Consider the following 14,076-nt stretch of genomic DNA (forward strand, 5'->3'; position numbering starts at 1 on the left):
GAGGACACCGATGAAACCATTTGCCTATCACCAGCCCGACCAGATTCCCGAGGCGGCCAAGCTTTTGACTTCAATCGAGGACAGCAAGCTCGTCGCCGGCGGCATGACGCTGATCCCGACGCTGAAGCAGCGGCTGGCGAGCCCGGTTGCGCTGGTCGATTTGTCAAAGCTCGGCTCCCTCAAGGGCATCACAGACGATGGCGCCACCATCACCATCGGTGCGATGACGCCGCATGCGGTGGTGGCGGCCTCGAAACTGGTGCAGACGAAGATTCCCGGGCTTGCGGCGCTGGCCGCGATGATCGGCGATCCCGCCGTGCGTAGCCGCGGCACCATCGGCGGCTCGGTCGCCAACAACGATCCCGCGGCGGACTACCCCGCCGGTGTGCTCGGTCTCGGCGCCACCATCGTCACCAGCATGCGCGAGATCCCGGCTGACAAGTTCTTCCTCGGCCTGTTCGAGACCGCGCTTGAAGCAGGCGAGATCATCACGGCGATCCGCTTTCCCGTGCCGCTCAAGGCTGGCTACGCAAAGTTCAAGGCGCCGGCGTCGCGTTATGCGCTGGTCGGCGTGTTCGTCGCGAAATTCGCCGATGGTGTCCGCGTCGCAGTCACCGGCGCAGGCCCCGGCGTATTCCGCGTGCCGCCGATGGAGGCGGCGCTGTCGGGAAGTTTTGATCCGTCCGCGATCGCGGCGATCAAGATCGACAATGACGGCCTCACCTCCGATATCCACGCCGAAGCCGATTACCGTGCGCATCTCGTCACGGTGATGGCCAAGCGCGCCGTTGACGCGGCGCTCAGCTAGCTCCTTAGGGTTGATGATGACTGATGGTTCCGGCCGAGCGGCCTTCCCGCCGGCGCCGACTGGCCTTGGCGCGCTTTCTGCAACCGAGATCATGGCCGGCTACCGGCGCAGGGCGTTCACGCCACGCGATGTCGTCGACGACACCATTGCTGCACTTGAGGCAACGAACGAGACCTGCAACGCGGTGGTGACACCGATGTACGAGCAGGCGAGGGCGGAGGCCGACCGTCTCACCAGGGAGATGCGCGCGGGCGAAGCCGAGGGTCCGCTCGCCGGCGTGCCTGTTACCATCAAGGATCTCGTCTTCGTTGCGGGCGTGCCGGCCTATGCGGGTTCGCCGATGAACGAGGCGTTCGTGCCGGACGTCGATGCCGCCGTGGTGTCGGCTCTGAAAGCAGCTGGCGCGATCGTCACCTGCAAGACCACGACCTGCGAGTCAGGCTACAAGCTGACGGCCGACAGCCCTGTCACCGGCATCACGCGTAACCCCTGGAATCCCGGTCGCACCAGCGGCGGGTCGAGCGGCGGCGCCGCGGCGGGCGTGGCGGCCGGCTGTGGCCCGATCGCGATCGGCACCGACGGCGTCGGCTCGATCCGTGTGCCGTCCTCCTTCTGCGGCGTGTTCGGGCTGAAGCCGACCTTCGGCCTGGTGCCGCGCTCGCCTGGTTTCTCGCCGCCGTCCTGGGCCTCGCTCGCCCATACCGGGCCGATCACGCGCACCGTCGCTGACGCCGCGCTGACGCTGGAGATCATCGCTGCTTACGATCTGCGCGACGCTGCAAGCCTACCCGTGTCCGCGCGCCGCTTCGATACGAATCCAGGGCGCCTGGATGGCATTCGCATCGGCGCCAGCGCCGATCTCGGCTATGCCGCCGTCAGCCCTGACGTGTGCGCGGCCTTTGGCAAGGCGCTCGCCATTCTCGATTCCTGCGGCGCGCAGGTCACGATGGATGGGCCGGGTCTCGACCCCGGCATCCTCGAGCATACGCTGAAGCCGATCGCGTTCACCGAACAGGCCGCCGCGGTCGCGACCAAGACGTCAGCCGATCTCGCCGGCTCCGAAGCGGACTATCGCAATGTCGTCAGCGCCGGCCGCCATTACAGCGGCACGGATTATATCGAAGCGAGTTACCGTCGCGGCCAGGCGCGCAGCGCCTTCGTCAAGCTGTTCGAGCGGGTCGACGTGCTGGTGACGCCGACGGTCGCGGTGACTGCATTCGAGGCCGGCCAGATCGGTGTCGGCAAGATCGACGGCCGCGAGGTCGATCCGCATCTCGGCTGGTCGCCGTTCACCTGGCCGATCAATCTTGCAGGTCTTCCCGCGGCGACGCTGCCCTGCGGCTTTGATCGCGATGGCATGCCGATCGGGCTTCAGATCATCGCGCCCTGGCTCGACGAGCCCACCATCTTCCGCATTGCCGCAGCGTTCGAGCAGGCGCAGCCCTGGGCCAAGTTCTGGCCGCAGGTGGCGTTGCGCGGGGTAGGGTAAGGGCAGCAAAAACCCCTTTGCAAACAAGGGGCTTTCTACTGTGCATGGGGTTGTTTTCGACGTTTGCGGGCCTAGCCCAGCTCGATCGGCGCGCCGCGCCCGCTGAGTTCTTCGTCGAGGCGCAGATAATGCGCGAGATAGTCGTGCAGCGCGGTCGCCGCCTTCGAGGTCGCGCCACTCGATTTGTAGAGCAGCAGCTCGATCTTCGGCAACGGCGGCAGGCCTTCGTTCGGTCCGATCTCGCGCATCGCCGGCACCAGCGCGCTGCGGCCGAGCACGGTGACGGCCATGCCGGCGAAGGCCGCCGCTTGCAGGCCACCGACGCTTTCACTGACGCAGGCGATACGCCAGCGCAGATTGGCGCGCTCCAGCGTATCGATCGCATAGTCGCGATAGATGTTGCCCGGCGGCAAGAGCGCGAGCGGAATGGGTCGTTCCTGGTGCGCGGCGGATTGCTCCCCGGTCATCCAGACCAGCTGCTCACGCCGCACCACCTGGCCGCCGGTGAAATCATTCATGCGGGTGACCAGCGCGATGTCGACATCGCCGCGCTTGACCAGGCCGACCAGCGGCGTCGACAGCGCACAGTTGAGCTCGACCTGCACGCGCGGAAATGATTTCCTGAACACGCTGAGGATCTGCGGAAGCATGAACGCCGCATAGAGATCCGGCGTGCCGAGCACGACCTGACCCTCGATCTCCTGCGACGCCAGTTGCGAGATCAACTCGTCATGCAACCTCAGGATGGATTTGGCATAGGTAAGGACCGTGGTGCCGTCCTCGGTCAGGATCAGCCTGCGGCCGCCATGCTCGAACAGCTGCTTGCCGGTCAGCTCCTCCAGCCGCTGTAGCTGGAGCGTGATGGCCGGCTGGGTGCGGCCCAGCCGTCGCGCGGTCTCGGTGATGCTGCCGGTCTCGACCACCGAGATCAGCGACCGGAGCATGCGGATGTCGAGACTGATGAGGTTCATGCGGCGTCCATGTCGCCCAGAATTTATGCAAGTTCCATGCTAGGGCGCGGCGGTCGGGATTTGCCGCAACAATAGCCACTGCTTCGGCAAATTTTTAGAGATTTCGGCGGCCGGCGTTCCCGCGATGCTAACTGCGAACGAAGCATGCCCACGAAGGCGCGCGACCTGGCCGCAATGGTGCAGGGCCTTGCAAGGCCGAGAGGCCGATCGAGCAGATCGGCAATCTCGAATGGCTTGACGACATCGGCAAGTTGAGACCATTGCTCATTGTGTGATGAACCAATCAACAACAAGACAACCATCAAGGAAGTGCCCATGCGCGGGGTTATGCGACGCATCGTTCTGGCCGCCTGCGCGGCCGCTCTGTTCTCGGGCCTCGCTTGTGCCCAGGACTATCCCTCCCGGCCGGTCAAGATCATCGTGCCGTTCCCGGCAGGCGGATCCAATGACATCATCGCCCGCATCGTCGCGCAGAAGCTGACCGAGCGGAGCGGCCAGAACTTCCTGGTGGAGAATCGTGGCGGCGCCGGCGGCAACATCGGCGCCGAGGTGGTCGCGAGCGCGGAGCCCGACGGCTACACCTTGCTGCTGACCGCGCCGCCACCGCTGACGATCAACGGCTCCCTTTACAAGAAGCTGCCATTCGACCCGGCCAAGGCTTTTGCGCCGGTCGCGTTGATCGCCTCGGTGCCCATCGTGCTGGTCATCAATCCCTCGGTGCAGGCCAAGAACGTCGCCGAGCTGATCGCGCTCGCCAAGGCCAAGCCAGGCTCGCTCAATTTTGGTTCGTCGGGCATCGGATCGACCAATCACCTTGCGGGCGAGCTACTCAGGAGCATGGCCGGCATCGATATCGTCCACGTGCCCTATCGCGGCGCGGCGCCGGCGATGAACGATCTGCTCGCGGACCAGATTCCCTTCATGTTCGACAACATGCCCGCAGTGCTACCGCAGGTGCAGGGCAAGGCCATCAATGCGATCGCGGTCGCGGGCGCCAAGCGCGCCGAGGCCATGCCTGACGTGCCGACTGTCGCCGAAACCGTGCCCGGTTTCGAGGCCTCGTCCTGGTTCGGACTGGTGGCGCCGGCAAAGACACCTGCGCCCGCGCTTGCCAAGCTGAGCGGCGAGATCGAAGCCATTCTGAAGATGCCCGACGTCAAGAAGCGGCTTGCCGAGCTTGGGGCCGAGCCCGGCGCGGTGTTCGGCGACGCGTTCGGGCAATTCATGACGGACGAAACCGCGAAGTGGAGCAAGCTGGTCAAGGCCTCCGGCGCCACCGTGGATTGAGGGGCGCGTCATGGATCTGAATCTGGGCGGCAAGGTTGCCGTCGTCACCGGCGGCAGCATCGGCATCGGGCGGGCAATCGCCGCCGAGCTCGCGCGCGAGCAGGCGCATGTGGTCATCGTCGCGCGCGACGCTGACCGGCTTGCAGCGTCAGCACGGGAAATGTCGCGCGACACCGGTCGGCGCGTGATCGCTTGCGCCGGCGACATGACCAAGCCCGACGACATTGCCCGCGCGATGGACGCCGCGCGCGAAGCCTTCGGCCGCGTCGACATCCTCGTCAACAATGCCGGGGCATCGCCGATGGGCCGGATCGCGGAGACGCCGGACGCGATCTGGGCCAAGTCGATCGAGCTGAAGCTGCTCGGCTACATGCGCTGCGCGCGCAACGTCCTGCCGGAAATGCGCGACCGCCGCTGGGGCCGCGTCATCAACATCATCGGCCGCAGCGGGCATCAGCCGCGCGCGGCCTACATGGCGGGCGGCGCGGTCAATGCGGCCCTTCTCAACTTCACACTGGCGCTGGCCGAGGAATGCGCGCCTGACAATGTGCTGGTTACCGGCGTCAATCCGGGGCCGGTGCAGACCGATCGCTGGGACAGCCTTATCTCCCAGGGCGCGGCGATCTCCGGCCAGGATCAGGGCGCCACGAATGCCGCTGCGATCGCCTCCGTGCCGCTCGGTCGCGTCGGCCAGCCGCACGAGGTGTCCGGCCTCGTCGCATTCCTCTGTTCAGATCGTGCATCCTTCATTACGGGTACCTGCATCAATGTCGATGGCGGTGGAACGAGGTGTATCTGATGGCTAGCGAACTGCGGAAGATCGGTGTCAGCGACGATTGCCAGCTTGCGGTTCGCATCGACGATTATCTGCTGCCGTGGGACACCAGGCCGCCGGTCGTGATGCTGCATGGGCTCGCGGAGAGCGGCGAGGCATTCCGGCGCTGGGCGCCGTACTTCGCCACGCATCATCTCGTGGTGCGCCCCGATTTGCGCGGCTACGGCGATTCGACGCCGATGCAAGGCGACTATGTCTATCGCTTCGCAGGCCTCGGCGACGACATCATCCGGATGCTGGACGCGCTCAAGCTTGACCGCGTGTTCCTGGTCGGCGGCAAGATCGGTGGCACACTGGCGATGCATCTCACCGCGAAGCATCCCGATCGCGTGATCGCGGTGGCCGCGGTCGGCGCGCCGGCCTCGCTGACCTCGTTCAATGAGCGGGCGCCGACCTGGCGCAAGCAAATTCGCGAGCAGGGCGTGGAGGCCTGGGTCCGCGAGACCACCGCCGGCCGGCTCGGTTCGTCGCTGCCGCCGGCGGCGCTCGACTGGTGGATCGGCCTGATGTCGAAGACCAAGGCGTCGACGCTGGAAGCGTTCCTTCAGATGGTGCCGACGGTCGACGTCACCGGCGAACTGCCCTCGATCAAGCGGCCGGCGCTCGTGATCACGACGACCGGCTCGGGGCTCGGCAGCGTCGATTCCGTCAGGGCGTGGCAGGAGACGATCCCGGGCTCGAAGCTGGAAGTTCTGCCCGGTGATTCCTATCACGTCGCTGCGACCGACCCGGATGTTTGCGCGCAGAAGGTTCGTGTGTTCTTCGATCGCGTCGCGACTTAAGACGTACAGGGCGGGCCATTGGGCCTCCCATCGTTTGGCTCTATGACGGATGTCAAGACAAGAAACGGCGAAAATCAGGGAGTGACGCCATAACAAAAACCACCCGACGGAGCGTGCTCACTGCCGCAGCCGCGATGACCGCCACGGGCTTGGCTGACACTGCGCCGGCCGCAGCGCTGGCCGAACCCAAGCCGATCTTCCCCGTGCCGATGGTGACGATCCCGATCGTCGGCGAAACGAGCGTGTTCCAGGTTCGCCGCATCTACTGCATCGGTCGCAATTACGCCGCCCACGCGATCGAACGCGGTTCGGATCCGAACCGTGAGCCGCCGTTCTTCTTCCAGAAGCCGACGGATGCGATCCAGAACGTCGCGGTCGGTGAGGTCGCGGATCATCCCTATCCGTCGCTGACCAAGAACTACCATCACGAGGTCGAGCTGGTAGCTGCGCTGAAATCCGGCGGCACCAACATTGCGCCTGAGAAGGCGCTCGACCACGTCTATGGCTACGCGCTCGGACTCGACATGACCCGTCGCGATCTCCAGAATGGCATGGCCGCGGAAAAGAAACCCTGGGAGATCGGCAAGAGCTTTGACCACGGCGCGGTGCTCGGCCCCATCCATCCGGCGAGCAAGACCGGTCACTTCGAGAAGGGCGCCATTTCGCTGGCGATCAACGGCACGGTGAAGCAGAGTTCGGATCTCAGCAAGATGATCTGGAGCGTCGCCGAGCAGATCGCAAAGCTGTCGGAAGCGTTCGAGCTCAAGGCTGGCGACATCATTTATTCCGGCACGCCGGAGAATGTCGGCCCTGTCGTGAAGGGCGACGTGCTCCTGTGCAAGCTCGAGGGCCTGCCGGATATGTCGATCAAGATCGTGTAGCTTACGCCGCTGTCTTCGGCCGCAGCCGATCGACCGTCCTTGCAATCAGCGTCGCGACCTCGGCGATCTTCGGCCCAATCCGGCTTCCTCGTTTGCGCGAAGAATTCCATGATCTCCAGGACGTTTGCGGCTTGGCGAACGATCATGGTGGGGCTTTGAGTCCGGTTCTAGCTCTGGCCGAGGATCTTCTTCGCAGCGCGAAGATGTGGCTTGTCGATCATCTGGCCATCAAGCCGCAGCGTGCCGGAGTTCGGGTTGTTTGCGAACGCCGCGATCACCTTCTCCGCCCATGCACGCTCGGCGTCGGTCGGATCGAACGCCGCGTTGACGATTTCGACATGCTTGGGATGGATCAGCGCCTTCGCCGAAAATCCATCGCGCCGTGCCGCGCGCGTTTCCTGCTCGAGGCCGGCGAGATTGTCGATGTCGGTATAAACAGTGTCGATCGGTGCGACCTCCGCCGCCGCCGCCGCCATCAGGCAAAGATCGCGGGCGAGACGATAAGGGCTATGGAATACGCCGCCGCTCGCCTTCTCGGTGGCGCCGAGCGAGGCCGAAAGATCTTCTGCGCCCCACATCAGGCCGGCGAGGCGAGGGGAGCAACCCTTGTAGCTGCCAAGGCCGAAGATCGAACCGGCAGTCTCGGTCGCGACGCAGACGATCCGCGTCGCGCCGACCGTGATGCCGGCGGCCGCTTCCAGCGCCTCAAGCCAGGTCGCGACCTGGCGCACGTCGTCGCCACCTTGCGACTTCGGTAGAACGATGCCGTCGGGCCTGCCCGACATCACCGCGGCAAGATCGGCCAGCGTCATGCCGGTGTCGAGCGCGTTGACGCGGACATAGAGCTGGTGAGGACCGGGGCGGCTCTTGAGCATGTTGAGCGTCAGCCCGCGTGCCTCCGGCTTCTTGTCGGTGACGACGGAATCCTCGAGATCGATGATCAGCGCATCGGCCTTACCTTCGCTCGCCTTCTCGAATTTGCGCGGGGAATCGCCCGGCACGAACAGCATCGAACGCATCGAGCGTCCCTTTCCTTTATTGCCGTGAGGCGGCATTTCCGCCGAGCATGGCCGCATGCATGGTACATCTACTTGACAGGGAGATTCACGTCTATGTACTCCACCCTAACGGCTGGAAAGCGCGAACAGGGGCGATCAAGGAGATCAAACACCGATGGATTTCGCGCTCACCGATCAGCAGGAAGCCATTCGCGACGCCATCGCCAAAATCTGCGAAGGCTTCCCCGATGCTTATTGGCTGAAGAAGGACCACGACGGCGGCTTCCCGCATGATTTCCACAAGGCGCTGGCAGATGCCGGCTGGCTCGGCATCTGCGTGCCGGAGGAATATGGCGGCTCCGGCCTGGGCATCACCGAAGCGGCCATCATGATGCGCACGATTGCGGAATCCGGAGCCGGCATGTCCGGCGCCTCCGCGGTGCATATCAACGTGTTCGGTCTCAATCCCGTCGTCGTGTTCGGCACCGAGGAGCAGCGCAAGCGCATGTTGCCGCCGATGGTCGAGGGCCGTGAGAAGGCGTGCTTCGCCGTCACCGAGCCCAACACCGGCCTCAACACCACGCAGCTCAAGACCCGCGCCGTTGCCAAGAACGACCGCTACATCGTCAACGGCCAGAAGGTGTGGATCTCGACCGCGCAGGTCGCGCACAAGATCCTGCTGCTGGCGCGCACCACGCCGCTGGAGGAGGTGCGCTCGCCGACCCACGGGTTGAGCCTGTTCTACACCAACTTCGACCGCAACAAGATCAAGGTCCACGAGATCGAGAAGATGGGCCGCAAGATCGTCGATTCCAACGAGCTGTTCTTCGAGGATTTTGAAATCCCGATGGAGGATCGCATCGGCGAAGAAGGCAAAGGATTTCAGTACATCCTCGAAGGCATGAACCCCGAGCGCATCCTGATCGCGGCGGAAGCCGTCGGCCTCGGCAAGCTCGCGCTGTCGCGGGCGACCGAATACGCCAAGACGCGCGTCGTCTTCAATCGTCCGATCGGCAAGAATCAGGGCATCCAGCATCCGCTCGCCGTGAACTGGGTGGAGCTGGAGGCCGCCTGGCTGATGGTGATGCAGGCAGCCTGGCAATACGACAAGGGCCTGCCCTGCGGCGCCGGTGCGAATGCCGCGAAGTATTTCGCAGGCGAAGCGGGATATCATGCCTGCGAGCAGGCGGTGATGACTTATGGCGGTTTTGGCTACGCCAAGGAATTCCACGTCGAGCGTTACCTGCGCGAAGTGCTGATCCCGCGCATCGCGCCGGTCAGCCCACAGCTTGCGTTGAGCTTCATTGCGGAAAAGGTGCTCGGCCTCGCCAAGTCGTATTAGAAGAGCGGACTTGCCGGCGGGATCCCAGGGAAGGGCTCCGCGGCGTCGGCCGTTAGCTCAATTCAACATCGAAAACGCTGGCCTTTGGCTATCGTTGGATCCGATGATCCCCGGAAGCTCCTCGGCGCCGCCGGCAATCATGTCGGACATCCGCCAGAACAAATGGGCAAGGCGGGTGAACACCAGCCGCTCACGCTCGGCGGGTGCGGTTCCGTCCGGAATGGTCACAGTTTCCAGACCCACGACTTTCTTGAAATCCGGCCAGATCATCATCGACTGTGCGATCACGGAGTAGCAGTTCGGAGCCTCATCGCTTTCGTCTGGCTCCGGCGGCAAGCCGGGATATTGCGTCGCCGCGGCGTAGAATTTGTAGGCGCCGTAGCCTAGCTGGAGCAGGAGCTTTTCAGGCACGGCGATGTCGGCGGCGAAGGAGACCAGCCGAGCTTCGCTCAGCGTCTTCGGATCGATGGCGCTAAGATCCTGGGCGCCCAGCGCGGAGCAGAAGGCGAGCTCGCTATTGTGCTCGCGAAGCAGGTTGGCCAGCGGCTGCTGCTGTTGCACGGTGTCGGTGAGCAGGATGATGGTCTTGAGCATCGCGTGAGGTCCCTCAGGGGAAGAGATGGCGGGCGGGCATGATGGCGTCGTCGGCCGCGCAGTTGGCAAAGAGGTCGTTGGCGATGCGCTGTCCCGGCGCGACCTCAAGGATGCGGTGGCGCGCCAGCGCCGCCGCCTCGCGTGCCGCGCCGACGTCGTCCTGCCAGGCGCACAGCGACAGTTCGAGGCGACCATAACCGCCGCAATCGGCGGCATAGGCGCCGGTCACGGCCTCCACGGTGGCGGCCACCGCGCCGGCGTCACTTTTCGAGATGTCGCGCAGGATCACGGCGATGCCGTTGCTCGCCTCGGCTTTCGACGTCATCACCATGAAGGCATCGCGTGCGCCGGTGCGGCCGGCGCGGCGGGCCGACCGCACCAGGCTTGCAAAGGCGGGATCGGGTCCGAGTTCCAGCGTCGTCGTCTGCTGGTTGTGCAGCACAGTGGCGCGCATCGCACCGAGATCGCCCGCGAGCGCGTGATAGGAGCGCGGCAGCCACACCGTATCGAGCGGCACCTGCGACGAGGTCAGGCTCCAGGCCTGGTCGAGCAGATAGCCCTCCCAGATCGCGGGATACGATGCGGCGAGGTGCTGCCAGGTGCGCAGCAACATCTCCGCGGCGCGGGTGCGGCCAAGATAGAACGTCCGCGCCGACATCTCCCAGCGATTCCATTTGTGAAGCGCGATGTCGCAGCCGAGGAAGGACGGCAGCAGCGGCGCCTCGCGCAGCACGGCGCCGGCCTCGACGAACAGCAGCGGCTCGCGATATTTATCCCACATCCGCAGCAAGAACTCAGCCTTCTCGAAGCAGAGCAGGCGGTCGCTGAATTGGGTGTCGATCGGCTCGATGTGACAGGCCAGATCGAAGCGTTCGAGCGAATGCCGGAGCGCGAAGGCGGCAGTCGCGTCGCCGCCGCGCGGGTAGCATGAAACGATCCTCGGGCGGACGGTGGATGTGTCTGCGGCGGCGGCGAGGAATTTCGACCAGCCGATCCCGCCCCACCACATCTCATGCGGGCCGTCGGCGCCGCAGGGGCCGACGGTGCCGAACTCGGTCAGCTTGGACTTGAGGAAATCGAAGCCGGGATTTTCGCTTCTGGGAATGACGATGGCGCTGCCGGGAGTGAGCGAGCGGTAAAACAGCTCAGCCGCGGCGCCGCTCGGCGCTTCCTTGAGGATGATGACGCCGGCACGCCGGATCCCGGCGCTGTCGTCCAGCGTCGGGGCGCCAAATTGGCTCGTGAGCCAGCCCAGGCGATCGCGCTGGGCGCGGCCGAGCCTGAGGCCACCGGATTGCAGGAGGTCATCAAGGTCTTCATGCGTCCCGTCAGTCAATTCCGTGCCCCCTCGCGTCGCCGACCAAGCCCTTGGACTTGAACGGCGGAGGAGGCGCGATCAGGCGCACTATTTGGGCGTGGACCCGAGCGGGGTGATGGCGACCGAGTAGATCGCGATGTCCTGCGTCATCGGGGCGACGGGGATCAGCAGGCAGGCGTCCTCGTTCTCGGCGCGATAGTGCGCGTGATTTCGCTGGATGCCGGCTGAGATGAGGCTTTCGGCGGCGATGCCGATCACGTCCTGGCTCTCGGCAGCGTCGCTGATGTCGTCGGCGGACTGGATGGTCACGCCATGCAGGATGCCCTCGGCGGCGAGTTTCGGCAGGGGCAGCGCGATCATGGCGATGCCCATGGCGCGCGAAAGGGGAATCCGCAGGCGCAGCTCGCCGAGGCCGGTGCGGTAGAGAGTTGAGGTCTCCAGCGCCGCTTCGCCGTTGGCGCGGAATAGCCCGATCCGGACCTGGCCGCAGGGACTTTCCTCGAAGACATCGGCGGGCAGGCGGTTGGCTCCGAACAACGCATAGAGGTAGGCGTTCGACGGTGACAGCCGGGCGAAGCAGCCTGCGAGCCACATCGGCGGTGCGCCGGATGTGCAGGCAGCGGAGAAACCGCGGGCGGTGATTTGTCGGCGGATGAAATCGCTGTCGATCATCGGCGCAAGCGAATGGGTGCCGAAATTGACGTCGTGCTTCAGTCCGCCGAGCAGCGCCAGCTCGTCCTCGTCAGGCAGCAGCAGGAACCGCGCCAGCGTCGCCGTGCACCAGCGCGCGGCGACATCAGGGGCGTCATAAGGGCTGAGACAGAAGTCGAGCGCGACATCCTCGGCGCTCTCCGCAAACGCCACTGCTCCCGCCTGGATCTCCGCGGCCAACGCGATCTGGCTCGCCGGGCGCGGATTGATCTCGCGCAGCACCCGCTCGCCGTCATAGTCCCGGACGGAGCCGTCCGCCGAGCAACAAATCTGCTCCAGCAGCGCGACATTGCGGATCAGCATACGCTTGATATGGGGCGTCACCACGAGGTCCGAGATGAAGCCTGCCGCGCTGTCCTCATCGGCGATATCGTCGAAGGCGTCGTCGAGCGAGATCAGATAGGCGCCGTGGAGGCGGATCTCGAGGCCCCCGAGATCGAAGACGCGGCGTAGCGCCTTCTGTACGCTGCCGGAATAGCCGAGATCGGCGAGCACGAGGTCGGTGCACTCGTCGAAATCGGGGATTGTGTGGCGCAGATAGGCAAGCAGTCGGGCACGCAGGGCGGTCGCTAGCTCGACGATTTCGCTGGCGTCCATCAGCTCTGGCAAAGCTTCGGCGAGATCTTCGCCGGGCGCAATTCCGTCAGGATAAGCGGCAAAGAACGCGGCGACATTCGGCGGCAGGATCTTGATCACGTCCCGGAAGGCCGGCGCATCGATCTTCAAGATCTTGCTGAGGAGATCGACTAACGGCTGCATGGTATCGGCCGAGGCGATCAGGCTGACGCGCCGGTTGATCTCCAGATAGGCCGATGTCGTGCCGTGCAACTCCTGCCAGATTTGGTGGGATAAGAAGCCGTCGCGGCCGAGAAAGGCGAGGGCGACCTTCCGGCCCGGGCCGGCAACCGCCTCGCAGCGCCGGGCGATGAACGCGTCGAACGCGGTCATCACCGGCCCGAGCACGGTCATGCCGAGATGAAAGGCCGGCGATTTCTCGGCGCTGCGGGCGGCGATCATGCGCCGCAAGGTCCGCGCGCCGTGATCGAGCTTTGACGGCGCGCCGCCGCATAACAGCTCGAACAGCGCGGTCTCGCGCTGGAATCTAGACGCCAATTGCGCGGTCGCCTGCGGATAATAACGCGGGCGGATGCCGTGGCGCTTCGCGCCCTTGATGTCGGCCTTGTCGTTGTCGCCGACGTGAAAGGAGGCGCCGGCATCGACGCCCTGCTCGGACAGATACTTTGCGAACAGCGCCTCGCTCTTGCCGCTGCCATGGTCGCAGGACGCGTAGAGGAAGTCCCAGGTCAGCCCGGGACGGCACGCGCGCAGCAGTCGCGCCAGCCGGTCGGAATCCCAGTAGGTGTCGGAGATGAATCCGACGCGGTGGCCGGCGCGCTTCATGTCCCAATATTGCCGGAGCATGTCCGGATTGGCGCGGCAGAGTTCGAGTTCGGCTGCGAACTCTGATTCGACGAGATCGTCCAGATGATGGTGCGCAAGGCCGAACAGCCTGAACGGAAAAAAGGAATAGATGTCATCGATGCGAACTTCGCTCGCGCCGCGCTTCTCCTTCGCGGTCCTCCGCGCGCGCGCTTCGGCCTGGATACGATGCTGAACGAAACTACCGGAAACATTCGGACAAATCTGCGAAATGCCGGAAAGCTCGTAAGTCCTTTCAAATACGCCATCTGGCGTCGTGCAGGCGCGCAGAAGAAATGTATCGAAAACATCGAATGACCAAGCAGAAACAATCTTCGCACGACGCTCTGCGCCTGGTGTAGCGATCGCCATCCCGGGATTCCCCATCAATCGGATCAATTAACGTGCGCATTCGCGTTGTCAGGCGCCACATGCGCGAAAAAAATTCACGCGCGATTCAAAAACGCATTCGTCACGACTGACAGATTCAAAAAAATCGCTAGGTTCGAAAAAGGTGATTCGGAAAAAATTGCCGAGTGCAGAAGTCGTCTCGCGTTCATTCACACTCGGAAACATCAGCATCTTGATGCGCAGCGTGCGCGTCGCGTTTGATCACCTAGTGCCGCGTAATGTCAGCGTTT

Annotated in this window: 12 protein-coding genes; 7 read left to right on the forward strand and 5 right to left on the reverse strand. The window is 64.5% G+C overall.

Features of this window, described 5'->3' with window-relative positions:
- Nucleotides 1-10: 10 nt before the first annotated feature.
- Together M2427_RS02490 and M2427_RS02495 are read left to right on the forward strand one after the other, a co-directional pair.
- Nucleotides 11-808 (forward strand): xanthine dehydrogenase family protein subunit M, encoded by a 798-nt coding sequence (locus tag M2427_RS02490; protein WP_280704521.1) that lies wholly within the window; start codon nucleotides 11-13, stop codon nucleotides 806-808.
- A gap of 16 nt (nucleotides 809-824) precedes the next feature.
- A complete protein-coding gene (locus M2427_RS02495) occupies nucleotides 825-2,297 on the forward strand; it encodes an amidase (protein WP_280704523.1) in 1,473 nt (490 codons plus the stop codon).
- A 71-nt stretch (nucleotides 2,298-2,368) separates the two neighbouring features.
- On the opposite strand, the gene M2427_RS02500 is transcribed toward M2427_RS02495, so the two are convergent.
- Nucleotides 2,369-3,268 (reverse strand): LysR substrate-binding domain-containing protein, encoded by a 900-nt coding sequence (locus tag M2427_RS02500; protein WP_280704524.1) that lies wholly within the window; start codon nucleotides 3,266-3,268, stop codon nucleotides 2,369-2,371.
- 315 nt (nucleotides 3,269-3,583) lie between these two features.
- On the opposite strand from M2427_RS02500, the gene M2427_RS02505 reads away from it, so the two are divergent.
- From M2427_RS02505 to M2427_RS02520, 4 genes are all read left to right on the forward strand, one after another.
- Nucleotides 3,584-4,555 carry a tripartite tricarboxylate transporter substrate binding protein gene (locus M2427_RS02505; protein WP_280704525.1) on the forward strand — a complete coding sequence of 324 codons (972 nt, stop codon included), beginning with the start codon at nucleotides 3,584-3,586 and terminating at the stop codon, nucleotides 4,553-4,555.
- Nucleotides 4,556-4,565: 10 nt separating this feature from the next.
- Nucleotides 4,566-5,354, forward strand: coding sequence for an SDR family NAD(P)-dependent oxidoreductase (locus M2427_RS02510; RefSeq protein WP_280704526.1), 789 nt, complete (start codon nucleotides 4,566-4,568; stop codon nucleotides 5,352-5,354).
- Complete coding sequence (locus tag M2427_RS02515; RefSeq protein ID WP_280704527.1) at nucleotides 5,354-6,172, forward strand: alpha/beta hydrolase; 819 nt, start codon at nucleotides 5,354-5,356, stop codon at nucleotides 6,170-6,172. The genes M2427_RS02510 and M2427_RS02515 overlap by 1 nt, the downstream gene beginning before the upstream one ends.
- Nucleotides 6,173-6,261: 89 nt before the next feature.
- On the forward strand, nucleotides 6,262-7,053 hold the full coding sequence (locus M2427_RS02520) for a fumarylacetoacetate hydrolase family protein (protein WP_280704702.1): 792 nt from the start codon (nucleotides 6,262-6,264) through the stop codon (nucleotides 7,051-7,053).
- Between the two features lie 167 nt (nucleotides 7,054-7,220).
- On the opposite strand, the gene M2427_RS02525 is transcribed toward M2427_RS02520, so the two are convergent.
- Nucleotides 7,221-8,072, reverse strand: a complete 852-nt coding sequence (locus M2427_RS02525; RefSeq protein WP_280704528.1) for a CoA ester lyase — start codon at nucleotides 8,070-8,072, stop codon at nucleotides 7,221-7,223.
- Between the two features lie 154 nt (nucleotides 8,073-8,226).
- On the opposite strand from M2427_RS02525, the gene M2427_RS02530 reads away from it, so the two are divergent.
- A complete protein-coding gene (locus M2427_RS02530; protein WP_280704529.1) occupies nucleotides 8,227-9,393 on the forward strand; it encodes an acyl-CoA dehydrogenase family protein in 1,167 nt (388 codons plus the stop codon).
- A 57-nt stretch (nucleotides 9,394-9,450) separates the two neighbouring features.
- On the opposite strand, the gene M2427_RS02535 is transcribed toward M2427_RS02530, so the two are convergent.
- The 3 genes from M2427_RS02535 to M2427_RS02545 form a co-directional block, all read right to left on the reverse strand.
- Nucleotides 9,451-9,987, reverse strand: a complete 537-nt coding sequence (locus M2427_RS02535; RefSeq protein ID WP_280704530.1) for a hypothetical protein — start codon at nucleotides 9,985-9,987, stop codon at nucleotides 9,451-9,453.
- Between the two features lie 13 nt (nucleotides 9,988-10,000).
- Complete coding sequence (locus M2427_RS02540) at nucleotides 10,001-11,323, reverse strand: hypothetical protein (RefSeq protein ID WP_280704531.1); 1,323 nt, start codon at nucleotides 11,321-11,323, stop codon at nucleotides 10,001-10,003.
- Nucleotides 11,324-11,392: 69 nt separating this feature from the next.
- Nucleotides 11,393-13,807, reverse strand: coding sequence for a hypothetical protein (locus M2427_RS02545; protein ID WP_280704533.1), 2,415 nt, complete (start codon nucleotides 13,805-13,807; stop codon nucleotides 11,393-11,395).
- Nucleotides 13,808-14,076 lie beyond the last annotated feature (269 nt).

The organism is Bradyrhizobium sp. BR13661, assembly GCF_029892425.1.
Lineage (GTDB): Bacteria > Pseudomonadota > Alphaproteobacteria > Rhizobiales > Xanthobacteraceae > Bradyrhizobium.

What these genes read in the sequence shown, in the direction of transcription:
- M2427_RS02525 (WP_280704528.1), bottom strand. Translation starts at nt 8,072, where the DNA reads ATGCGTTCGATGCTGTTCGTGCCGGGCGATTCCCCGCGCAAATTCGAG.
- M2427_RS02530 (WP_280704529.1), top strand. Translation starts at nt 8,227, where the DNA reads ATGGATTTCGCGCTCACCGATCAGCAGGAAGCCATTCGCGACGCCATC.
- M2427_RS02510 (WP_280704526.1), top strand. Translation starts at nt 4,566, where the DNA reads ATGGATCTGAATCTGGGCGGCAAGGTTGCCGTCGTCACCGGCGGCAGC.
- M2427_RS02515 (WP_280704527.1), top strand. Translation starts at nt 5,354, where the DNA reads ATGGCTAGCGAACTGCGGAAGATCGGTGTCAGCGACGATTGCCAGCTT.
- M2427_RS02490 (WP_280704521.1), top strand. Translation starts at nt 11, where the DNA reads ATGAAACCATTTGCCTATCACCAGCCCGACCAGATTCCCGAGGCGGCC.
- M2427_RS02500 (WP_280704524.1), bottom strand. Translation starts at nt 3,268, where the DNA reads ATGAACCTCATCAGTCTCGACATCCGCATGCTCCGGTCGCTGATCTCG.
- M2427_RS02495 (WP_280704523.1), top strand. Translation starts at nt 825, where the DNA reads ATGACTGATGGTTCCGGCCGAGCGGCCTTCCCGCCGGCGCCGACTGGC.
- M2427_RS02545 (WP_280704533.1), bottom strand. Translation starts at nt 13,807, where the DNA reads ATGGCGATCGCTACACCAGGCGCAGAGCGTCGTGCGAAGATTGTTTCT.
- M2427_RS02505 (WP_280704525.1), top strand. Translation starts at nt 3,584, where the DNA reads ATGCGCGGGGTTATGCGACGCATCGTTCTGGCCGCCTGCGCGGCCGCT.
- M2427_RS02535 (WP_280704530.1), bottom strand. Translation starts at nt 9,987, where the DNA reads ATGCTCAAGACCATCATCCTGCTCACCGACACCGTGCAACAGCAGCAG.